Annotated in this window: 21 protein-coding genes; 7 read left to right on the plus strand and 14 right to left on the minus strand. The window is 57.6% G+C overall.

All coding sequences use genetic code 11. From position 1 onward, the window contains the following. Positions 1-5: 5 nt before the first annotated feature. From ACTRW9_RS01800 to ACTRW9_RS01810, 3 genes are read left to right on the plus strand one after another with little or no spacing between them, the layout of a single operon-like run. Positions 6-1,349 carry a FliI/YscN family ATPase gene (locus ACTRW9_RS01800; protein WP_442428073.1) on the plus strand — a complete coding sequence of 448 codons (1,344 nt, stop codon included), beginning with the start codon at positions 6-8 and terminating at the stop codon, positions 1,347-1,349. Next, complete coding sequence (gene fliJ / locus ACTRW9_RS01805; RefSeq protein WP_442428074.1) at positions 1,346-1,783, plus strand: flagellar export protein FliJ; 438 nt, start codon at positions 1,346-1,348, stop codon at positions 1,781-1,783. Before ACTRW9_RS01800 ends, fliJ begins: the two co-directional genes overlap by 4 nt. Beyond that, positions 1,780-2,364 carry a MotE family protein gene (locus ACTRW9_RS01810; RefSeq protein WP_442428075.1) on the plus strand — a complete coding sequence of 195 codons (585 nt, stop codon included), beginning with the start codon at positions 1,780-1,782 and terminating at the stop codon, positions 2,362-2,364. The genes fliJ and ACTRW9_RS01810 overlap by 4 nt, the downstream gene beginning before the upstream one ends. A 6-nt stretch (positions 2,365-2,370) precedes the next feature. On the opposite strand, the gene ACTRW9_RS01815 is transcribed toward ACTRW9_RS01810, so the two are convergent. The 14 genes from ACTRW9_RS01815 to ACTRW9_RS01880 form a co-directional block, all read right to left on the minus strand. Then, a complete protein-coding gene (locus ACTRW9_RS01815) occupies positions 2,371-3,018 on the minus strand; it encodes a DUF502 domain-containing protein (protein ID WP_442428076.1) in 648 nt (215 codons plus the stop codon). Between the two features lie 76 nt (positions 3,019-3,094). After that, positions 3,095-4,726, minus strand: coding sequence for a tetratricopeptide repeat protein (locus ACTRW9_RS01820; RefSeq protein ID WP_442428077.1), 1,632 nt, complete (start codon positions 4,724-4,726; stop codon positions 3,095-3,097). Next, entirely contained in the window at positions 4,726-6,255 is a 1,530-nt protein-coding gene (locus ACTRW9_RS01825) for an AAA family ATPase (protein WP_442428078.1), read from the minus strand. Before ACTRW9_RS01825 ends, ACTRW9_RS01820 begins: the two co-directional genes overlap by 1 nt. 9 nt (positions 6,256-6,264) lie before the next feature. Further along, entirely contained in the window at positions 6,265-8,229 is a 1,965-nt protein-coding gene (locus ACTRW9_RS01830) for a secretin N-terminal domain-containing protein (RefSeq protein ID WP_442427526.1), read from the minus strand. Positions 8,230-8,376: 147 nt separating this feature from the next. After that, the gene (locus ACTRW9_RS01835; RefSeq protein WP_442428079.1) at positions 8,377-8,805 is read right to left on the minus strand and encodes a hypothetical protein; all 429 of its coding nucleotides are present in this window, start codon (positions 8,803-8,805) and stop codon (positions 8,377-8,379) included. A gap of 7 nt (positions 8,806-8,812) precedes the next feature. Further along, complete coding sequence (locus ACTRW9_RS01840; RefSeq protein WP_442427528.1) at positions 8,813-9,400, minus strand: hypothetical protein; 588 nt, start codon at positions 9,398-9,400, stop codon at positions 8,813-8,815. Further along, positions 9,397-11,223: a type IV pilus assembly protein PilM gene (gene pilM, locus ACTRW9_RS01845; protein ID WP_442428080.1), complete on the minus strand. Its 1,827-nt coding sequence runs from the start codon at positions 11,221-11,223 to the stop codon at positions 9,397-9,399. The genes ACTRW9_RS01840 and pilM overlap by 4 nt, the downstream gene beginning before the upstream one ends. A 183-nt stretch (positions 11,224-11,406) precedes the next feature. After that, positions 11,407-12,504, minus strand: a complete 1,098-nt coding sequence (locus tag ACTRW9_RS01850) for a DUF7305 domain-containing protein (RefSeq protein ID WP_442428081.1) — start codon at positions 12,502-12,504, stop codon at positions 11,407-11,409. A 1-nt stretch (position 12,505) separates the two neighbouring features. Then, complete coding sequence (locus ACTRW9_RS01855; RefSeq protein WP_442428082.1) at positions 12,506-12,994, minus strand: prepilin-type N-terminal cleavage/methylation domain-containing protein; 489 nt, start codon at positions 12,992-12,994, stop codon at positions 12,506-12,508. A 4-nt stretch (positions 12,995-12,998) separates the two neighbouring features. After that, complete coding sequence (locus ACTRW9_RS01860; RefSeq protein ID WP_442427532.1) at positions 12,999-13,457, minus strand: prepilin-type N-terminal cleavage/methylation domain-containing protein; 459 nt, start codon at positions 13,455-13,457, stop codon at positions 12,999-13,001. Continuing rightward, entirely contained in the window at positions 13,454-13,915 is a 462-nt protein-coding gene (locus tag ACTRW9_RS01865; RefSeq protein ID WP_442428083.1) for a pilus assembly FimT family protein, read from the minus strand. Before ACTRW9_RS01865 ends, ACTRW9_RS01860 begins: the two co-directional genes overlap by 4 nt. A gap of 127 nt (positions 13,916-14,042) precedes the next feature. Then, a complete protein-coding gene (locus ACTRW9_RS01870; RefSeq protein WP_442427534.1) occupies positions 14,043-15,176 on the minus strand; it encodes a KamA family radical SAM protein in 1,134 nt (377 codons plus the stop codon). A 17-nt stretch (positions 15,177-15,193) separates the two neighbouring features. Then, on the minus strand, positions 15,194-15,436 hold the full coding sequence (locus ACTRW9_RS01875; RefSeq protein WP_005008148.1) for a glutaredoxin family protein: 243 nt from the start codon (positions 15,434-15,436) through the stop codon (positions 15,194-15,196). 12 nt (positions 15,437-15,448) lie between these two features. Beyond that, positions 15,449-16,846: a hypothetical protein gene (locus ACTRW9_RS01880; RefSeq protein WP_442428084.1), complete on the minus strand. Its 1,398-nt coding sequence runs from the start codon at positions 16,844-16,846 to the stop codon at positions 15,449-15,451. 183 nt (positions 16,847-17,029) lie between these two features. On the opposite strand from ACTRW9_RS01880, the gene ACTRW9_RS01885 reads away from it, so the two are divergent. Genes ACTRW9_RS01885 through ACTRW9_RS01900 form a run of 4 tightly spaced genes read left to right on the plus strand, consistent with a single transcriptional unit; the run spans position 17,030 to position 21,142 of the window. Continuing rightward, complete coding sequence (locus ACTRW9_RS01885) at positions 17,030-18,475, plus strand: circularly permuted type 2 ATP-grasp protein (protein ID WP_442428085.1); 1,446 nt, start codon at positions 17,030-17,032, stop codon at positions 18,473-18,475. A 45-nt stretch (positions 18,476-18,520) separates the two neighbouring features. Then, entirely contained in the window at positions 18,521-19,504 is a 984-nt protein-coding gene (locus ACTRW9_RS01890; RefSeq protein ID WP_442428086.1) for an alpha-E domain-containing protein, read from the plus strand. Then, positions 19,501-20,235, plus strand: a complete 735-nt coding sequence (locus ACTRW9_RS01895; RefSeq protein ID WP_442427538.1) for a peptidase — start codon at positions 19,501-19,503, stop codon at positions 20,233-20,235. The genes ACTRW9_RS01890 and ACTRW9_RS01895 overlap by 4 nt, the downstream gene beginning before the upstream one ends. Before the next feature lie 19 nt (positions 20,236-20,254). Next, a complete protein-coding gene (locus ACTRW9_RS01900; RefSeq protein WP_442428087.1) occupies positions 20,255-21,142 on the plus strand; it encodes a transglutaminase family protein in 888 nt (295 codons plus the stop codon). Positions 21,143-21,151: the final 9 nt, after the last annotated feature.

The raw sequence follows: 21,151 nt of genomic DNA on the forward strand, positions 1-21,151 counted from the left end.
ACCCCATGCCCGACACCATCGATCTACAAAAATACGACAGCTTCATCGACAGTGTGTCAATGGTTCGCAAGCAGGGCCGCGTCGTGCGCATCACCGGATTGATCGTGGAAGGCAACGGACCCGCGGTGTCCCTGGGCGCACTGTGCACCATCCATTCCCGCCAGAACAAAAATTCCGTGGACGCGGAGGTGGTCGGTTTCCGCGACAACAAAATACTGCTGATGACTCTGGGCGACATGGCCGGCATCGAACCCGGCAGCGTGATCGTCGCCAAGGAAGAAGCCCCCGCTTTCAACGTCTCCGAACACCTGTTGGGCCGCGTGATCGACGGCACCGGAAACCCCATTGACGGTCTCGGGCCCATCCCGATGGGCAAGGAATATCCCGTGCAGGGAAAACCTGTGAATCCGCTCGACCGCACCCGTATTGCGGAGCCCCTGGATGTCGGTATCGGCGCGATCAACGGCCTGCTCACCCTCGGCAAGGGGCAGCGTGTGGGCATCATGGCCGGAACCGGCGTCGGCAAATCGGTTCTCCTGGGAATGATCGCGCGCAACACCAGCGCGGAGATCAACGTCATCGGCCTCATAGGCGAGCGCGGCCGTGAGGTTAAAGAATTCATCGAGGAAAACCTGGGGACGGAAGGAATGAAACGTTCCGTTGTGGTTGCCGTCGCTTCAGACCAGCCACCGCTGGTGCGTATCCGTGGCGCGTACCTGGCCACCACGATTGCGGAATACTTTCGCGACGAAGGGAACGACGTGCTGCTGATGATGGATTCGCTGACCCGCTTTGCCCTGGCGCAGCGGGAAATCGGCCTGTCCGTCGGCGAACCGCCAACCACCCGGGGGTTCACCCCGTCCGTGTTCTCGCTCCTGCCGCGTCTTCTGGAACGTGCGGGCACCTCCGCCGCCGCAGGGTCGATCACCGCCCTCTATACCGTGCTGGTGGAGGGAGACGATCTCAACGAACCGGTATCCGACGCCGTCCGCGCCATTCTCGACGGTCACATCGTGCTGTCGCGCCGTTTGTCTTCGCACAATCATTATCCGGCGATCGACATCCTGGAAAGCATCAGCCGCATGATGATCGAGGTGGTGACACCGGAACATTACCAGTTATCGATGCAGTTCAAGGACATCCTCGCCACCTACCGCGAGGCGGAAGAGCTGATCAACATTGGGGCCTACGCGCAGGGAAGCAACCCAAAAATCGATCGCGCCATTCAGAAAATCGACGCCTTCAACCAGTACCTGCGGCAGGGCATGACCGAGTCGCGTTCCTTTTCAGACAGCGTGGCGCAATTGCACCACGTGCTGCAGGAAGAACCGGCGGGAGGTGAGGCATGAGTTTCCGGCTGGAAGGGCTTTTGCGAGTCCGTAAAAACCAGGAAAACATGGTTCAACGAGCGTTCGCCGAGATCAACGCACAACTGGTGGCCCACCGGGAAACCCTGGACCGTTTGAATGAACGCCGCAATCAACAGAAGGAAAACTTGAACCGGAAATTTTCAGAGAATCTGGACCCCTCCACATTGGGTCTTTATGACAATTATTTTGAAGGGGGGCGGTTGGAGGAGAAGCAAAACCTCCAAACGATCGATGAAGTGTCAGGCAAAATGGAAGCCAAGCGGATGGAGCTGGCAGAAACCATGAAAAAGCGCCGCACTCTGGAGGTCCTCAAGGAACAGCAGTTACTTCGCGAAAAGAAGGAAGCGGAAAAGAAAGAGACCGCGTTTCTCGATGACGTTGCCTCCTCCCAATGGCACAGGAGGGAGCCGTGAACGATACGCGGAAACGCTTGCGAAAACTCCCCGCCCTGCTGGCTGCCCTGCTCCTGGCCGGAACGACGCTGGCGGGGGCCCAGACCGGCGACTCCACCCAGCCCAAATCAGAGTCCGGCTCCGGCAACACAAAGGGCGCCCTCCATCTACCCAGCACGGACAAGTCCCGCCTCGAGATGAACATGGAAACGTTCCGCATGCTTGAGATGATTGAAAAGAAAAACCGCGAGCTGGAAAAACGGGAAGAAGAACTGGCCTTGCGTGAAAAAAACCTGAAAGACCTGGAAAAGAAAGTGCGTAGCGACCTTCAGAAAATTGAAGAGGCTCTTGCGCGGAGCGAGGAACAGGTCGGCATCAAACGTGACCTGATAAAGAAAAACGTGGAATCGCTGGTGAAAATGTATTCCAGCATGAAAGCTACCGAAGCCGCCACCTTGCTGGAGAACATGGACCAGGACATCGCCGTGCAGATCCTGTCCAAGATGAAAAGCCGGGACGCCGGCGCCGTGCTCGGCAAGATGAACACCCAGGTGGCCAAAAACCTCACCGAAAAAATTGCCGGCAAACCCAAAAAACCCTGATTCACCCTAAGTTCCATGGGGTGAAGGCGGACTTTTTTTCTTCTCCCCTTTGGCCAGGCCAAAGGACATCAGGTACTTCATCCCCTCCTCCACAGTGATGTCCATGGGAGTGACATCCTTCCTCGGCAGAACCAGGTAAAATCCAAGGGTGACATTGGGAATCAAGGGCACGAACACGTTGACGGGGTCCTCATCTCCCGAATGCTCCCTCACCTCTCCACGCGTGCGACCGGCCACTAGCCCGAACATGCGCATGCCATCGTGCGGGTATTTTACAACGACTACCTGGTCGAACGAACCGGTGTCCGCCTCGGAAACGGAATCGACCACCTTCTTGATTGTGGTGTAAATGCTGCGGACGATCGGCGTCTGGTTCAGGATGCGGTCGCTCAGAGCAACCAGTTTCCTGCCGAAAAAGTTCGTCGCCACAAGGCCGACGATGAAGATAAACAGGCAGACCAGAAAGAAGCCCAGGCCCGGGAGATAAAAATCCTCTGGAAGGGGAATGTTCCAGCGCACGATGGCGAGAGAGATCCACGGTGCCATCACGCGATCCAGCAAATTGATCACAAAAGCCAGGACAAATACGGTGAGGCCGACAGGGAACAGGATCAACAGTCCCGCAACCAGGTACTTTTTGACAAACGATTTCAAAGCGGAGTCCTCCTTACCCTGCGGGGGTGCCTGGCTCAGGCGGAAGTTCTGCTCCGCATTTTACCAGTTCCGGGAATCAGCTTTGCGACTTTTCTTGTAATTTCTGAATATGGCCCCGCACCTTCAGGGTGAGGGCCGGCCGGGTGGAGGCAGCCAGTTCGACGAACCGGTTGTAGTACACGATCGCATCCTTCAGGCGACCCGTTTCCTCATACAGGAGGGCGAGGTTGTAATATCCCTCCGGGTGGCGGGGTTCCAGGTTGATGACCTTCCGGTAAAGCAACTCGGCGCGCCGATAATGCCGCTGCTGCTTGTAGAGGATGGCAAGATTATTGATGCTTTCCACATTTGCGGGATCAAGCTCCGTCGCCTTCTCGAAATAACGAACGGCATTGATACCGTCACCCATCTGGTAATAGATGAGGCCCAGGTTGTTGTACGCTTTGCCGTAGTTGGAATCGAGCCGGACCGCCTGAAGCAATTCGCCTATGGCCTGCTGGGGCTTGCCCATTTCCTTATAGATCAAAGCCCGGTTGTTATGAATGCGCGCGTTGGTGGGATCGCGCCGCTTCGCTTTTTCATAATACTTCAGAGCCGCAAAATAATCTTTGTTGCGGTGGTGGAATGTGGCGATATTGAAATAGCGCGATTTATCATCCAGGGATCGAGGATCGAATCCGGTTTTCATTTTTTCCGTGGTGGCGCGGTCGCTCTCATTGGGAACAACCAAAATGGATTCGTCGCCCAATACCTGCTCCGTTTCGTTGGTCACCGTCACAATGGTCTCTGTTTCCTGTTCCGGCTGATCGGTCTGCTGCGTCTCCATTTCAGGAGGCTTTGGATTTTCTTTTATCAGGTCGGTGACGGGAACTTCCTGCGCGAGTTTGCTTTCCCCGGAAACGGGTCCGGTCTGGTTTTTCTTTTTGGATTGGGCGTTGCTTTCCGGTTCCAGCCTGGCTTCCGAATTCAACCCCTCAGTCAAGGCTGCCACCTGCTCCAGTGCGGATTCCGGTTTGACAAAGGGTTCATAGGCCACGACTTCCTCCTTATCAGGAGTAACGGGAGGAATCGCCCGGACCGGTTTCGGCTTGGATTTCTTGATCGATTTCTGAACCGTGGTGGAACGCGTTTTTTTCTTTGTTCCGGTCCCGCTCACCTGGCCTTTCTGCTTTTCCGTCCCCCGGATGCCCTTTTTACCGGAAACTTCTTCCGGTGCCTGTTTCTGTTTGGAAGTCGAAATCACCGATGCCATACCGGTTCCGCTTTTTTCAGGATGTTTGCTGGAGAGGGGGGTGTTCTTTCCCTTGCCGCTCTGGGTTTTCGTCCCGCCAGGCTCGGGGGATGGCGCGTTCGGGTTCATGGCCACAACAGCCACCGGTTCCGATTTCGAAAACCCGTTTTTACCTGTCTGGGTCTGCGAATCCTGGAATGTGGAAACGGTTTCCGGACCGGTTTTCTTACGGACTTCGCCCGGCATGGGAGGTTTGGCCAGCAGGAGAGGTTTGACCTCGGCCTTGTAGTTTGCGGAAGGGATGAGAACAGTGATCAGCCCGCCGGCCAGAATCAGAATCCAGCCCAGAAGGGACAACGCCCTTTGATACTTTGGGGACAGACTTGAAAAAATGGAACCGCGCAAACGGTTTTGCGCAGATTGATCCTTGTCACGTTCCTTTTGCGCTTTTTTCAAACTGTCCGCAATGAGGCTCATTAGAGGCCGCCTTCTATACCCTTTGGACTGTAGGAAAGCAGAATCGGGTCGTTGCCTTCGGCTTCCAGACGATGCATGTCGTCGCGGGCTTTTTTGATTGTATCATACGGCCCGATATAAACAACATACCAGGGTTTACCGGAAAGAGTGCTTTCCCGGATGTACCCTTCAAACCCTTTTTTGTCCAGATCCTTCAATACCCGGGCGGCATTGGCCTGCTTGCTCCAGGAGCTGATCTGGATGCGGAACAGTTCCTCCTCCACCGGCGCCGGAAAGTTCAGGGGCAACCGGATAATGTTCTCGGGGGAAACAACACCCAGAACCTGCTTTGGCGCTTCCTGCAAAACTTTCACCGGTTTCGTTTTTTCCGAAGTGATCTTGGGTTTCTGCACAGGCACCTGGACAGGAGGCAGCTTCGGCTGCAGTGTCGGAATCCCTTTTGCCTCCGCCGGGGTTCCGATGGAGATGGCCGAACCGATGGAATGCTTCAGGTTGTTCACGGTTCGTGAAAATGCGGAGTCTCCCTGAACGAAAAACAACGCGCCCGCCACAAAAAACAGGATGGACGCCGCAACCGCAAGCCTCAGTTTCATGACCGGATCGAAACTGGGACGCTGGTCTTCGTCACCCAGAAGGCTCTTGATCGCCTGCCGCACGTGTTTTGCGTCGATGCACTTGGTGCGTTCGTTGTATCCGGCAAGCAGGGCCCGGTCGCAGACGAGGTTGATCAGCCTCGGATAACCCTGCGTATAAGAATAGATGGCCTTGAACGCGCCGCGGCTGAAGGTGACCCTGGGCGTGGTGGAAGCCACACGCAGGCGGTGATACACGTAAGTGCGGGTCTCTTCACTTGTCAGGGGCCGCAGATCGTAACGAACCGAAATTCGCTGGTTGAGTTGCTTGAGCTGGGGCAGGTTCAGTTTTTCCTCGAATTCCGACTGGCCGACAAAAATGATCTGCAGGAGTTTTTCCTTGTCCGTCTCCAGGTTGGACAACAGGCGGATCTGCTCCAGGACATCCAGGGAAAGATTCTGCGCCTCATCAATGATGACCACCGTCGAGCCCCCGGCCGCATACTGGTCCAGCAGGAAATCGTTCAATGCATCCAGAAGTTCTTTTTTGGATGCGTTGCGCAGCCATTTGACCTGCTCCACGGTCCATTTTTCGTCACTCCGGCCGTTTTCCTCTACCCAGATATCGGACTCATGGGCGTTCTGCTTATGTTCCATGTAACGGGGCCGCACACTGAGATCCTGCACCAGCGCCCGCAAAAGGTCGGAGGAGGAAAGAATGGGATTCAGGATCAGGGCCACCTTGTCCTTTTCATCCATGTTCTCCAGAAGAGCCCGGCACAACGTCGTTTTTCCGGTGCCGATTCCCCCGGTGATGGCCATGAATCCTTCCCGCTGGCTGATGCCGTACATCATGTGGTCCAGCGCTTCCTGGTGACCATCGCTGAAAAAGATGAACCTGGGATCGGGTGTCAGGCTGAATGGTTTTTCCTTGAAGTTGTAAAATACCGTATACACAGCTTCCCCCTATTCTTCCATCATCGCCTGGGTTTGTGTGGGCGTCATGAACTGCTTGAACCGTTCGTATTCCTGCTTCAAACGTTCATCGATCGATTGACCCACCATGACTTTCGGCGTGAGGATGATTACCAACTCGGTCTTTTCATCCACGCTGGCTTCGTACTGGAACAGTTTTCCCAGCAGAGGAATCTTGCCGAGGAATGGAACTTCGTTGTTGTCCCGCTGGCGCGTGTTTTTCATGAGGCCGCCGATGACGATGGTCTGCCCGCTCCTGGCCATGACCACATTGTTCGACTCACGCACATCGAGAATGGGCACCGTGTTCAATCCGTCGGGTGAAGTGCGCTCTCCCGACCGCTCCGAAACACTCGTGTTGATGCTCATGATCACCGTGCCGTCCATGTTGATCTGCGGCAGCACATCCAGAACGATGCCGATGGTGATCTGCGACGGCACGAACTGTGTGGCCGAGGCCTGCGTGGTGGTGGCCGGAATGACAATGGGCAGGAAGAAAATATCCTCCGTCCCGACCTTGATCACCGCCCGCTGGTTGTTGAGAGTCGCGATCTTCGGGCTGGACAGCACGCTGACGTTGCCCTGCTGTCCGAGCGCATCGATCAGCACGCTGATCTGGGTGTTGCTGAGTCCGTAAAAAATTCCACCCGCACCCGCCACCATGGTTCCCAGAGCGCTGCCGGAACCTGCTGAGTTGGCAAAATTGAACGGCTGTCCCGGTCCCGGGCTCAACCCCTGGAAAATGTCGGGATCGCCGTCATTGATGATCTTCAACGGGCTCACCTGGCTCCAGTCCACACCCAGCCGGTATTCTTCATTCAGGTTCACTTCCAGGATCTTGGCCTGGATGAACACCTGCCGCTGAACGGAGCCCTCCACCGCTTCCAGGAATTCCGCCACCTCCAGCAACACATCCGGGTAATGGTGAACGATGACCACGCCCGCCTGCCGGTTGATGGTGAAATAACTGTCTGATTGCTTCTCCTCATCCGTGGGACTGGGGAGCTTGCTTCCCGTTTCGTCGTCCCTCACCGGCTGGGTCTGGGCCGCCGGCGGGTTGATGCCCAGCAGGCTGCCCAGCATCCCGCCGCCCTGCTGCTGGCCGCTGGATCCCGACTGCCGTCCCCGGTTTTGCTGCTCCTCAAAGATTTTCTCCTCGTCCATCCGGTTGGGATCTTCAATCTTGCCCTCGACGATGCGCTTGAGGCCGAAGAAAATCTCGCGCCACAGATCGTTGCGTTCGGAGGTGACCATCTGCGTGAATGTGCGGTTCAGCATTTCCTGCTGACCTCCGCCGTTGTTGCCGCCCCCCACACCACCTCCCGATCCCGAATTGTTGTTGCCGGACACAACGCTGTTCTGAATGCCGGAAGTGCCCTGGCCGCTCAGGGACTGCACGTTGCTGACCCCCGCCCGCTGGGAAACGATGTAATTGAGCCGGAACATGCGCGTCTCCATCTTCTGCTTGAAGACGCGGATGAACTTGCCGTCGAATTTATAATCGAGATGAAGCGGGCTGAGGATGTTCTCGAGCGCTTCCGAAATGGTCACGTCCTTCAGGTCCACCGTCACTTTCCTGCGGATGTCGGGATCGATGACGAGGTTCTGCCGGACGCCTTTCGACAGCGCCAGCAGGATGTTCTTGATATCCGCGTCCTGGGCCGAAAGGGTGAATCGGGGACCGTCCCGGCGCAATTGTTCCAGCCGGATGCTTTCCTCGCCCAGGCTTTCCGAAACAAACTCCGGCTGGCTCATCATCAGTTCAGACGAAGGACCCTGCCCCCCCGGTTGCGGACCGAAGGAGTCCGGTACCTGGCTGTCAAAAGTCCGGTTGATTTCCGCCGCGTTGTTTTTTGAAAGCGGTGAATCGTAGTACGGGTTCGATGCGCAGGAAACCCCGCCCCACAAAACCCACGCGACAGCAAAGGCACAATATGGTTTGTTTAACCTTGCCATAAGACACGCAGAAAGTATTTAAATTTGTTGAAATTTATCTATAAATATTACACCAGAACAAGCCCGTACGCCAGCAAAAAATCAATGTTTTTTATGATTTTTCAAGGACTTGCCAGAAACGGCCCCGCAGGAAGGGTTGGCGGGGGGTCAGGGAAGGGTGCGTTCCACTTTTAAAGGAACGGGTTCCAGCCGCAGGGTCTGGGTCTTTTTATTGCCCATCAGCACCACTTCATCGCGGCCGATATCGACGATTTCGTGGCCGAACAGGGTGTCGCCCACCAGAAAATTCTCATTGTTGATCACCGCAACGGGACGGGGCCCGCCCCACACCACGGCCTGCAGTGTGAGCGGCGGCAGTTCGGGAGCCTTGACCTCCTCCTTCTTTTTCGGCGGCGGCTCCACCATCTCGCCTTTTCGCGCCTTGTAATACACCCCCGACGGCAGGGAGAACGGATTGCCCTGATACGAGTCGCTGTCCCGCACCGCCCAGGCCGGGGCCGGAGGCCAGGCCAGGCTGGCTGCCAGAAGGGCTCCCACCAGCAAAACGGTTCGTTTCCCGATGCGTTTGAGGTTCACGGCTTCCTCACGAAACCAGAAGTTGGATGATCAATTCCGACTCCACCAGCGGGTGCGTCTCCCGCGTGCGGAGAATCCGGAGCTCTTTAATCGACAGAACCGCCGGGATGCTCTCCAGCGATTTCACAAACCGGCCCACGCCCTGGTAGTGGCTCTTGATCGCCAGCGTCATCGTCACCGCCCGGAAATTGCCGCCCTTGAACTCCACCCGGGTTTCATGGGAGTTGAAGCGCAGCATCTCGGCCCGGTGGGTCTTGGCCTGCCTGCCCAGGGCCTGGACGATATCTTCCACATTCTCGGTCATGCTGGACTTGATGTCCGAAATTTCATGGCGCAGGATTTTGATTTCCCCCTCGGTCCGTTGAATCTCCCTTGTGAGCTTCTCCGCCGAAGAGCGGTTCAGCACCATCTTGAAGCTTTCCAGGTTATTCAGGACTTCCTGGGTCCGTGCCGCCAGGCGCTCCCGCTTTTTCATGATGGGAGAATACTCAAACTGGTAATACCCGACCCCGATCACTATCAGCATCGTGATCACGAGGAATGCGAATTCGCGCTTCGTCAGTTTGTCCCACCAGTTGGGTTCCAGGGATATCATATTCTTTTTTCCGGAAGGGGTTTTTGGGGGGACACCGTTTTAATGAACAGGGTGAAATCAAGCCCCTTGCGCGTGTACTTGTCCTTGTCGGACACCTGCGATTCCAGCAGCTTGACGTCCGAAAAATGCGGGTAGGACTTGAGTTCCTTCAAGAATTCTTCCAGCGACTGGAGCACCCTCCGGCGGTTGCCGAAGATGGTGCCCCGCACCAGGAAACCCCAGCCCTTCTGCACCACCCGCGTTTCCATTTCCGCGGTTTCGCCGTTTTCCGTCTCTTTTCCGTTCTCCCCGCTCTTTCCGTACTCGCTGAAAGTGACCTGCTCCAAAGCCATGTTCCAGGACACCCGGCGGGCGATGTCGTTCAGCACCTGCGGCAGGTCGATCGGCGTGATTTCCTTTTGGGGTAACTGGTCCAGCTGGGCCTGCAACAGGTCCTTCACCTCTTTCAGGTTTTCCAGTTTGCGTTTCGGCACGTCCAGCGCCACGAATCGCTGACGCAACTCGTTCAGGTGACGCGTTTCCAGCGACAGGAATTGCTCTTTTTCATAGGTGTCGATACGCAGGAACAAACTGATGGCGGCGAGTAAAATGACGAGCAGGGCCACGGGCGCAAACCGGGTCAGTTCCTGCACGCGCTTGGAAAACGTCTGGCGAAGGTGCTCGGGAAACAGGTTGACGTGTTCGCACTGATCCGCGGCACAACCGGCCGCGGCCACCATGCTGTAGCCGAAATCCTCGGCATCCCCTTCCCGTTTCAGCTTGCTGGAAACTTCCAACTGGGCGAGGGGATTGTAAGCGGTCACGGTGAGGTCCAGCCGTTCGTGAACGTGATCGAGCAGGCCCTTGAGCCCCGCCCCGCCCCCGGTGAACACCACCCGTTCCACCGTCGTCATGATGTACGAGTTCATGAACGACTCGATGGACCGTTCGATCTCCTCCACCTGCCGTTCGATGACCGGAAGAACCCGGCCTCGGATCTCACTGGCCGGAATGCGGTCGTGGGTCTCTTCATCGCTGCCTTCCAGGGGAAGGCCGTAGCGGAGCTTGATCTCCTCGGCGCGCTTTTCATCGACCGACACCACGCGTCCGCTTTCGGTCACGTATTCGCCGACCAGCGCCTGCGTGACGTTGATGCCGCCATTGGGAATCTCGCGGGAAAACAGGATCTCGACGCCGGTCACAAAGTACACGCGCGTGCGTTGCGCCCCCATGTCCACAAAGCAGGTGGTGTACCCTTCCTTGTGCGTGTCCTCCACCCAGACGTTGTCGTATTCCTCCAGCGCGATCGGATGCGGCATGATGCCTTCCACCCTGAGTCCGGCATGGTGGGCAATGCTGGCCAGCCTCTCCATCTCTTCCCTCGGCGCGATGACCGCGAGCACCTCGTCGAAAGGCAGGCCCTCCTGCGTGGTCTCGCCCAGCACGTGGTAATCCAGCACCGCCTCTTCCGGAGAAAACATCATGGACTCGCGGGCGTCCCACTTGATCGCCTCCACCACTTCGTTTTCCGGCATCTTCGGGATCTGGAGTTTGCGGATCAGCACGTTGTAACTGCCGATGGTCAGGAACACACGATTGCTTTTGATGTTGTTGCGGGTACACAGCAGACGGATGAGTTCGCCGACCATATCCTGGTTGCCTTCGCTTTCCGCAATGGACTTCGGGATCACCTGGTGACCGTAGTTGCCGATGGACCAGCCCCCCACCCGGGCATTGAGCTCGACGATCTTGATCGAATGCGACCCGATGTCCAGCCCCACTGCCGACTTGCCGATCGGAAGGGAGGGCAACTTCGTGAGTTTGGGAAAAGAGGGAAATTTCATCCCGCCGCCTCAAAAAAAGGGAAAATCAAGCCGTTTCAAAGACTTGAAATCTGACTGCCTGTGATGCTCCATTTTAACCCAAACACCCATCTTCGCCTAATACTATTTTTTTCAATACTTTACAAAAATCACGAAATCGGGACGATTTTTGAGGGCGGTGGGGAAAGTTTCCTTACTGGAAAATCAGGGGAAACACTGGTTGTACATGGGGGAGTTCACCCCGGCCGTGGAACCGTGGGTGGTGACCGTCCTCCTATCCAGCCGACCGTCATCCGCAATGGCGGCCCCGGTGAATACAGCGTCATTCCGGACTCTTAAATCCTTGTTGGTGATCACTCCACCAACAAAGACGCTGTCATCCTCGAACTCAACGTGGTTGCCCGCCAGGACCAGCACCCGGGCGGGGTCCCCGCTGGGAACATTGATCGACGCCTGGTCCACCAAAGTCAGTTTCTCATCCGTATGGATGGTCAGGGTGCCGTTGACGGTGATGGAAGCATTGTCCTCGAGGGTGATGTCATTGCCCGTCACGATGGTCACGTCGCCATTGATGGTGATCTGGGCAAACAGCGATAATTCCAATTTTTCGGCGACATAAACCGTGAGCGGTCCGTTGATGATGACGTTGCCCAAGAGCTGGGTCCAGGAGCAGTACTGGTAGGGAGCCGCAAACCCCACGCCCAGAAACGGGAGATACGAGAGGTTCGGACAGCCTACCGGGTTTGGAGGAAGCGTGATCGGATCCACAAGAGGGGTCGCGGGGCAGTAACCGGTCTCCACGTTGCCCACCACGGTTGCCTGGCCGTGGATGTTCGGGTTGCCGCAGGTGGTGAGGACGTTGGGCACCAGCTTGCACGCGGAAGTATTGACGATGGTCTTGGACACTTCCTGCTGGGCGCCGCGGTAGGTGCCGACGGAGGTGACGACCACGGTGCTGGAGTCGATCGGCGCGAAGGTGATGTCGAACTGCCCGTTTCCCGAGCCGAAGGTTTTGGTGAAGCCCACCGTCAACAGGGTCCAGTCGGTGTTGGCGGTCACGGCGGGGCACGCCGGATCGTTGTTGAGCAAACATTTCTCCGTATAACGCAGTCCGGACTCCGCCGTCATGAAGGCATTGGCCCCGGTGGAAGCGAGGCTGGAGCCGTACTGCTTGGTCTGCGTCTGCGAAAGGAAACTGAGCGCGATGGCGGTCACCAGCGTCGCGCCCAGGAGCACCATCACCAGCGCGGCAATGCCCCGCTGGTTGTGCAACGATCCGAATTTGTATCTCCAATTCAGCATATCAGCTCAACGTCCGCGGCCGCACCGCCGAGGTCAGGGTGAAGTTTCCGCTCACGGGTCCACTCATGGTCAGGGACAGGGTGTACCAGCCGCCATTGTCGGTGATCGAAAAGGCCGTCATGTTGTTGGCGATGGTGGTGGTGGCGCTCCCCGTGCGTTGCAGGGTGTCGGTGCCCGGACTGTAGGTATAACTGACGCCGCTGGTGGTGGCGTCCTGCGTGTACCCGAACTGTTTGTCGAAGGTGACGGTGTTGCCGGCAATGTTCACCGTCGCCGGGTCGGCAATACGCAACTCCCGCACCAGCAATTCCATGGCAACGTACGCCCGCGTCACCCGGTCCACGCGTTCCGAATGCTGTTGATCCACTTCCGCCGATTGAAACAGGAACTGCGCGCCCACGGCGATCATGATGCCGAGGATCACGATCACGAGAATGATCTCGACCATCGTCATGCCGCGCTGGTTATGAAGCGTGTGTCGGAAGTTCATGGCGTCAGTCCGTCGCAAACAGGGCGTAAAAGGAAACGGGGGTCATGTTGGCGCGCGTCACCGTGAGCGTGACTTTTTTGGCGAAGGTCGCACCGGGATTGGAGGTGTCGGGATCGTTGGCATCGACATCCGCCACCACCCAGGCAAACGTGTAGGCGCCGAACCCGGCAACCGCGCACTGCACCTCGGTGACGGTCGCCTGGAACGCCGCGCAGGTGTAGCTGCCCGCCGCCGGTATCTGCGTGCGGGTTTTCTCCGATATCGCCTCCATCTGCAACTGCGCCAGCTCCGCCGCCTCGATGGTGTACTCCGGAATGACAGAACCTTTGAGGGACGAGAACGCGATCATGATTGACGGCACGGCGATGGCCACGATGAGGATGGCGATGATGATCTCCATCAGGGTGAAGCCCCCTTCGGAACCGAGTCTTGCCGGCCGTATTTTATGGATTCGATGCATCATGAGATGATCACCCTCCCGGAGAACGCTTCCACGGTGATGGAGTTGTTGGAGCCGTCGGGCGCCGTCAGCGTGATGCTGCTGATGGTCTGGGGCTCGCCGTACTTGTTGAAGTTGATGGTGCCGCCTGAAGTGATGGTGACGCCGCCGGGAAACGTGCGGTTGGCGGTGAACGCCCCGACCGGATCGGTCAGCGTATAGGTGGACGAGCCGCCGGTAAAGGTAATGCCGATGGGACTGCCTGCCGCCGGGTTGCGTGCCATGGCGAGCTCCTGCGCGAACTTGAGGTCTGCCGCCACCATGCTGGTGGCGCTGTTCAGGGGGATGGCATCCGACGAAAGCCGGGGCAGAAACATGGCCCCCAGCACTCCCACCAGGATGATCACCATGATCGCTTCCAGCAGGGTGAATCCGTGTTCGTTATGAAAACCGTTCGGTTGAGGTGTGTTCCGTCGCCTCATGATTCCCCGGAAATTTGAGGTTCACGAAAGCCCGGAAACCCTGCGGGCGGGTCACAAGGGCCTTACAGACAGTATAAGGGCATTGTGCTGAATGAAAAGGAGTTTGAGGGATTTAAAGTGAGCCGTTTCAGGCCAGTTCGCATAATTTGCTGGAAGGGGCCGGTTGCTCCGGTTGCGGGGTTTTGCGTTTCGGCTGTTTTTCCACCGGTTGCGGATAGCGGAAGGTCTTGCCTTCGAAATTCCGAACCACCACCTCTTTGTCGGTGAACTCGACGATGGAATCCGGAAGCAGGCGCACCTTGCCGCCGCCTCCCGGCGTGTCGATCACGAAGTAAGGCACCGCCATGCCGGAGGTGTGGCCCTGCAGGCCGCGGATGATCTCCAGCCCTTTTTCCACCGAGGTGCGGAAGTGGTCGGTGCCGACGGTCATGTCGGCCTGGTAGAGGTAATACGGTTTCACGCGGATGCGCAGGAGTTTCGTCACGAGTTCCTTCATCACCTCCACCGTGTCGTTGACGCCTTTCAGCAGGACGGTCTGCGCGCCGAGCGGCAGGCCCGCGTCGGCCAGCCGGTTGCACGCCACTTCCACTTCCGGCGTGATCTCGTCCGGGTGGTTGAAGTGCAGGTTGGCGTAGAGGGGATGGTATTTTTTCAGGATCTCGCACAGCTCCGGCGTGATGCGGTCGGGCAACGTGCCGGGCACGCGTGTGCCGATGCGGATGATTTCCAGATGCGGTATTTCGCGCAGGGCTTTGAGAATGCGTTCCAGTTCCTTGTCGGGAACCAGCAGGGGGTCGCCGCCGGACATGATGACATCGCGGATTTCCGGGTGCTGGGCGATGTACTCGATGCCCTGGCGAAGCGTTTCGCGGGTGACGATGCCGGGAAACCCGATCTTTCGTTTGCGCGTGCAGAAGCGGCAGATGATGGGGCACTGGTTGTTGAGCATCAGCAGGACCCGGTCCGGGTAGCGATGCACCAGTTCCGGCACGGGCATGTCCTTTTCCTCGTTCAGGGGATCCGAGTCCAGGCCCTCTTCGGAGCTCAGCAGGTCGTCCAGCTCATCGGCGGTGGGCACCACCTGTTTCCAGAGCGGGTCGTGTTCGCTTTTCACCTGTTTCAGGAAATAGGAGTTGATGCGGATGGGGAAGATTTCCGCAACCTTCTTCAGTTTTTCCCGGTACTGTTCATCGCCGGAGACGAAAGGAAGATCCTCCACCTTGACGACGCTGTCACTCAATTGCCTTTGCCAGGATTGCATGGCTACCTTTTCCGATTTCAGTTGGAGTTGTTGGAGTACGTGGATTTCAGGTATCGGATGATTTCGTACTCGTCATGCAGGATGACGTCGCCATCGACGAGAACGGGAACGAAGGTCTGGCCGGTCAGTTCCTTGACTTCCTGCCGCTGGTGGTGCGGCGCGGGGACCATGATGGTTTCGTAATCGAGGTCCAACTGCTCGAGTGCGGATTGCACCATGGTGCAGTAACCGCAACCGTAAACACTATAAAATTTAATCATTTTCACTTTTCTTCACTTTCCGGCGGCGCATGGTACCATGACCGCATCCACCATGCCATGAATTTTCTTTTTGTCCTGCGGACACAAGGTGGCGAGGATGCCGCCCAGAGGCGCCTCCTCCCCGGTCACGAAATAATACGGCGTCAACCGCACCCGGCATTCCATCGTTTCGACGGTCTGCGCCCCGTGGTTCCAGAAGGGTTGGCGGAACCGCTTTCCCTTGTGAAACGCCTGCAGGATGTGCGGTTGCTCAGGAAACGCATTCAATGCAGACTGCAACGACTCCTGCCACTGTTCGGCGGGAACATCGTGCCCCACCACCACACCGCGGCTCCCCCAGGCATCCGGACTGAAGCCGGAAGGCTTGATGACCAGCTCCCGCTCCTTCTGGGTGAGGTCGTATAACATCTTCCAGTCATTGACGTTATCGCCACGCACCGAAAGGCCGGGAATGACTCCGTGGGGCGGCAGGGGCCGTGAATCCAGAACCCAGGTACTTGGAATTAGATGGTTCAGGAGGTTAAAAGTTTCATCCCCCAGCGCTTTTTCCCACCACGTGGCGAGCGCCGGATGATGAAACAGGGCGAAACTCAGCTTCTCCTCCAGATGCGGCTTGTAGGGCGGCGTCGCCTTCACCCGCCCCTTCTTCACCGCGTAAGCCACCAGTTCGGCCTTCGGGATGTTCTTCAGGTCGAACAGCTCGAAGAAGCGGTAAATCACATCGAGCGCGACCTCCCGCTCTCCATCCTGCACGTAGAGTCCGTCTTCCTTAAAGAGCAGGTCGCGCGGATGGACGACATAGACCGGCCGTCCCGCCTCTTTCAGCACGCGCCCCAGGTACTGCATCTCGTTCAGGTAATCCGCCGCCTCGTCGGAAACGACGATCGCGGCGGTGCATCCCTCCACTCCGGCCACCGACTCCAGCATGCGGTAGAACAGTTCCGGGATCCCTCCCGCCTTCGTACCGACAATATCCTCCCCACCGTACAGCGTCATCAACCGCGTGGTGACGCCGAAACCGCCGGGCACGGAGTCGAGCTCGGTTATGGCAAAACCGTCATCGAGCGCCATGACGTCAGGGCGGAGGATGCCGGGCAACTTTCCTTTGAAGCGGTTCATGCGGGCGAGGTCGGTCAGCTCCGAAGGCTTGCCGGCGTCCAGGTATTCGGCGATCCATGCGGGCATCTTGCCCTTCGCGCTGTCCAGGTAGAGGCGGTTGAGCGCGGTGTAAAACCGGAGCAGGTGTCCGCCCAGGTTTTCAAAAAAGGCGACGTCCTTCGCCGGAAGGTAAAACGGTTGCGGCGAGATGCGCCAGGTGTTGGCCGGGTCGTCCGATTTCGGGGAATACACTCCGGACGCCACCAGGGCGTTTTCAATGTCGGTGCATTGGGCTGAGGGACCTGCGATCATGATTTCTGATAGATAGTTGATGAATGGTGAATCGATTGCGACTATCATTTATAAAGATGCCCGGATTGCCCGAAAGGTTCTAAATGGATTCCGCAAGGGGCCCATTTGGCCTGGATTCAGCTTTTCCCCCTTCCGAATCGCATTTAAAAGTCGTGAACCCTGTGTTACCATTACACTACTTCTATGGATTTCAAAGACTACGACCCCGGCCATTTTTACGACGAAATCTTCGAGGGCCCGGGCCGCGCCCGGCCGGGCGTGGAATCACTGGTCGACCTCCTCCACAACCTGGAAAAAGGCGATCTGCAGCGCCGACAGCGCGCCGCGGAAACCATCCTGCTCAACCTCGGCATCACCTTCAACGTGTACGGTGCCGAACAGGGCGTGGAAAAAATCTTTCCGTTCGACATCATCCCGCGAACCATCAGCGCGAAAGACTGGGACTACATCGAGCGGGGGGTCAAGCAACGCATCTTCGCCCTCAATGAATTCATCAAGGACATCTATTCCGACCAGAAAATATTAAAGGACGGCGTGGTGCCGAAAGATTTGGTCCTTTCCTCGGAACCGTACCGTAAGGAGTGCATCGGCCTGCGTCCGCCGAAAGGCATCTGGGCGCACATCACCGGGACCGACCTGGTGCGCGACAGGGACGGCCAGTTCTACGTTCTGGAAGACAACCTGCGTTGCCCATCCGGCGTTTCCTACGTGCTCGGCAACCGGCAGGTACTCAAGCAAACGTTTCCCGGCATCTTCAGCGCCATGCGCGTGCGCCCGGTGGATGCGTATCCGAATCTGCTGCTGCAGGTGATGGATCACCTCGTCCCCGAATCGGTGCGCGATCCCTGCCGCGTCATCCTGACGCCGGGAGTCCACAACTCAGCGTACTTCGAGCATTCGTTCCTGGCCCGGCAGATGGGCATCGAACTGGTGCAGGGAAGCGACCTCGTCGTCTCCGACGATTTCGTCTACATGAAAACGACGCGTGGGTTCCAGCGCGTCGATGCCATCTACCGCCGCATCGACGACGATTTCCTGGACCCGAAGGTGTTCCGTTCCGATTCCCTGCTCGGCTGCCCCGGCCTCATGGAAGCCTACATGAAAGGCCACGTGGCGTTGATCAACGCACCGGGAACGGGGGTGGCGGACGACAAGGCGGTGTACAACTACGTGCCGCAGATCATCCGCTACTACATGAACGAGGATTGTATTCTGCCCAACGTGCCGACCTACCTGGCGGAAAACCCGGTGGAGCGCAGCCACATCATCGACAACCTGAAAAACATGGTGGTGAAGGAAACCAACGCTTCCGGCGGCTACGGCATGCTCATCGGCCCGGCCTCGACCTACCGGGAGCGAAAGCTGTTCGAGGACAAGATCAAGGCCAATCCGCGGAATTACATCGGCCAGCCGGTGATCCAGCTGTCGCGCGCGCCGATCCTGGTGAAGAACCGCTACGAGGGCCGCCACGTGGACCTGCGTCCGTTCGTGCTGTACGGCGAGGAAATCCAGGTCATTCCCGGCGGGCTGACGCGCGTGGCGCTCAAGAAAAACTCGCTTGTCGTCAATTCGTCTCAGGGCGGCGGCAGCAAGGACACCTGGGTGCTGTACGATTCGGAGAATGGATGAAGTGATGAGAAATGAAACCTCATTTGCATTTTATAGAGTGACCCCATGCTGAGCCGCGTCGCCGATTCCTTATACTGGATGAGCACATACCTCGAACGCGCCGAGAACGTCGCGCGGTTCATCGACGTCAACCTGCAGATGATCCTCGACCTGCCTCTCCTTCAGAACCAGAACAATCACTGGAAACCGCTGATCAACATCACCGGCGACGAGGAATATTTTTACGAAACTTACGGCGAGCCCACGCGCGAAAACGTGATGCGGTTCCATACCTTCGACCGCAACTACCCGAACTCCATCATCTCCTGCGTCACCGCCGCGCGCGAGAACGCGCGCAGTATCCGCGAAGTCATCTCGTCCGAGATGTGGGAACAGATCAACCAGTTTTACCTGCTGGTGCGCATGGAGGAATCCAACGGCAACGCGCTGTCCAATCCTTTTGATTTCTTTTACGAAGTGAAGACCGCAAGCCACCTGTTCAACGGTGTCATGGACTCGACCATGACGCACGGGGAGGCTTGGAATTTCGCGCATTTGGGAGGCATGCTGGAGCGCGCCGACAAAACCTCCCGCATCCTGGACGTGAAATATTTCATCCTGCTTCCCAAGCTGGAGTATATTGGAACGCCCGTGGACGACACCCAGTGGGCGGTCCTGCTCAAATCGACCAGCGGCCTCGAAATGTACCGGAAACAGTACAAACACATTTCACCGGACAACGTCGTGGACTTTTTGATTCTTAACCGGGAATTTCCCCGTTCGATTCATTTCTGCCTCAACGAAGCCGAAGAGGCGCTGTCCAAGATCACCGGCTCGCCGCCCGGCACTTACCGCAACAACGCGGAACAGACACTCGGCCGCCTTCGCTCCCGCATCAACTACACCACCGTCGCGGAAATTTTCTCCCACGGCCTGCACGAATACCTGGACGATTTCCAGGCGGACCTCGTCCAGATCACGCAGGAAATCGGCCGCACGTTTTTCTCGCTGGAACCCCCGCAATTCGAAAGAGGAGCGCGGCAGGCATGACTTTCTGCATCGGAATCAAGGTCGCCGAGGGGCTGGTGGGCATCGCCGACTCACGCCTGACTTCCGGCACCGAACAGATCCGCGCGCGCAAGCTGTCCATCCACCGCCCCGGCGGGAAACCCATGTTCGTCATGTCCTCCGGCCTGCGCTCGGCACGCGACAAGGTCATCACCTATTTCGACGAGGTGCTGGAGGAGGAACAGGAAAATTTCGACAAGCTGTACAAGGCGGTCAACCGGCTGGCCTCGCAGGTGCGGAAAGTGTCGGACGAGGACAAGAAAGCGCTGGAGGAAAGCAGTCTCGCCTTCAATCTGCACGCGCTGGTGGGGGGGCAACTGGAAAAGGACGCGGAACCCAAACTTTACATGATTTACCCGCAAGCCAATTGGGTTGAAATCGGGCAGGGGACTCCCTATCATATCATCGGCAATTCAGCGTACGGCAAGCCCATCTGCGACCGGGCGCTCCGTTACGACACCGATCTCAAAATGGCCCTCAAGATCGGCGCACTGGCGTTCGATGCCACCCGGCAGAGCGCCACGGACGTCGGCTTTCCTTTGGACGTGGTGGTTTACCAGGCGGAGACCAAAACCATGCTGGAGTACAGTTACAAGGAACGGGACCTTCGCCAGGTATCTCAATGGTGGAAGAACCAGATCCAACGCTCGCTCCAGGCACTTCCCTCAGACTGGGTGGAAGCGCTGTTCAACCAACCTTCTTCGCCTTCCTGACTTTCCGGAGGTTTTCCTTATGCTGTTTCGTATCGAGCACGCCATTCGTTATATTTATTCCGACCGTGCGTACATCGAGCCGATGACCATCCGCCTGCGCCCGCGTTCCGACTGCTGGCAGATGCTCCACAAACATTCCCTGGATATCGAACCCGCGCCCAATGGCATGACGGAATCGGTGGACCTGGAGGGCAACTCGGTGACGTCTATCTGGTCCACGGGCCTGCTGGACCGGCTGTCGATCAAGGCGGTGTCGCAGGTGGAGACGGCGCAGGAAAACCCATTCAATTTCATCATCAACGACAGCCAGGCGTTGAGCCTGCCGATAAAGTACGATGCCGGCTACGGCAATGCGCTCGATCCGTATATCACGCGGGAGTATTCCAGCGATGATGTGCACGAATTTGCCAATGCCCTGCTTAAGGAGTTCGGCACCAACACGACTTCCTTTCTCACAGGCCTCAACCAGTACCTCCATGAAAATTTTCACCGCGTCCTGCGCGAACAGGGTGAGCCGTTGCATCCGTCGGCCCTGCTGAAAACGCGGGAGGGCGCCTGCCGGGATTTGACCGTTCTGTTCATGGACGTCTGCCGCGTGCTGGGGATGGCCACACGGTTCACCAGCGGTTACTTTTTCGGCGACGACGACGGATTCGACCAGCACGAACTGCATGCATGGGCGGAGGTGTACCTGCCCGGCGGCGGCTGGCGCGGGTACGATCCGACCCACGGCCTCGCGGTGGCAGACCGGCACGTGGCCATGGCCTCGGCCTGCAAGTCTTCCCTCACCGCCCCCACCAGCGGCACCTACCGCGGTACCGGCGTCACTTCCTCTCTCGAATACAACATCCAGATCTCGCGCATCGATGCGCTGGAAACCCACAACGCGGACCTGATGGAAGACTGAAGGTAATTC

It is taken from the genome of Nitrospina sp. 32_T5, from assembly GCF_052156635.1.
Classification (GTDB): Bacteria; Nitrospinota; Nitrospinia; order Nitrospinales; family Nitrospinaceae; genus Nitrospina.

What these genes read in the sequence shown, in the direction of transcription:
- ACTRW9_RS01800 (WP_442428073.1), top strand. Translation starts at nt 6, where the DNA reads ATGCCCGACACCATCGATCTACAAAAATACGACAGCTTCATCGACAGT.
- fliJ (WP_442428074.1), top strand. Translation starts at nt 1,346, where the DNA reads ATGAGTTTCCGGCTGGAAGGGCTTTTGCGAGTCCGTAAAAACCAGGAA.
- ACTRW9_RS01820 (WP_442428077.1), bottom strand. Translation starts at nt 4,726, where the DNA reads ATGAGCCTCATTGCGGACAGTTTGAAAAAAGCGCAAAAGGAACGTGAC.
- ACTRW9_RS01830 (WP_442427526.1), bottom strand. Translation starts at nt 8,229, where the DNA reads ATGGCAAGGTTAAACAAACCATATTGTGCCTTTGCTGTCGCGTGGGTT.
- ACTRW9_RS01840 (WP_442427528.1), bottom strand. Translation starts at nt 9,400, where the DNA reads ATGATATCCCTGGAACCCAACTGGTGGGACAAACTGACGAAGCGCGAA.
- pilM (WP_442428080.1), bottom strand. Translation starts at nt 11,223, where the DNA reads ATGAAATTTCCCTCTTTTCCCAAACTCACGAAGTTGCCCTCCCTTCCG.
- ACTRW9_RS01850 (WP_442428081.1), bottom strand. Translation starts at nt 12,504, where the DNA reads ATGCTGAATTGGAGATACAAATTCGGATCGTTGCACAACCAGCGGGGC.
- ACTRW9_RS01855 (WP_442428082.1), bottom strand. Translation starts at nt 12,994, where the DNA reads ATGAACTTCCGACACACGCTTCATAACCAGCGCGGCATGACGATGGTC.
- ACTRW9_RS01860 (WP_442427532.1), bottom strand. Translation starts at nt 13,457, where the DNA reads ATGATGCATCGAATCCATAAAATACGGCCGGCAAGACTCGGTTCCGAA.
- ACTRW9_RS01865 (WP_442428083.1), bottom strand. Translation starts at nt 13,915, where the DNA reads ATGAGGCGACGGAACACACCTCAACCGAACGGTTTTCATAACGAACAC.
- ACTRW9_RS01870 (WP_442427534.1), bottom strand. Translation starts at nt 15,176, where the DNA reads ATGCAATCCTGGCAAAGGCAATTGAGTGACAGCGTCGTCAAGGTGGAG.
- ACTRW9_RS01875 (WP_005008148.1), bottom strand. Translation starts at nt 15,436, where the DNA reads ATGATTAAATTTTATAGTGTTTACGGTTGCGGTTACTGCACCATGGTG.
- ACTRW9_RS01880 (WP_442428084.1), bottom strand. Translation starts at nt 16,846, where the DNA reads ATGATCGCAGGTCCCTCAGCCCAATGCACCGACATTGAAAACGCCCTG.
- ACTRW9_RS01885 (WP_442428085.1), top strand. Translation starts at nt 17,030, where the DNA reads ATGGATTTCAAAGACTACGACCCCGGCCATTTTTACGACGAAATCTTC.
- ACTRW9_RS01890 (WP_442428086.1), top strand. Translation starts at nt 18,521, where the DNA reads ATGCTGAGCCGCGTCGCCGATTCCTTATACTGGATGAGCACATACCTC.
- ACTRW9_RS01895 (WP_442427538.1), top strand. Translation starts at nt 19,501, where the DNA reads ATGACTTTCTGCATCGGAATCAAGGTCGCCGAGGGGCTGGTGGGCATC.
- ACTRW9_RS01900 (WP_442428087.1), top strand. Translation starts at nt 20,255, where the DNA reads ATGCTGTTTCGTATCGAGCACGCCATTCGTTATATTTATTCCGACCGT.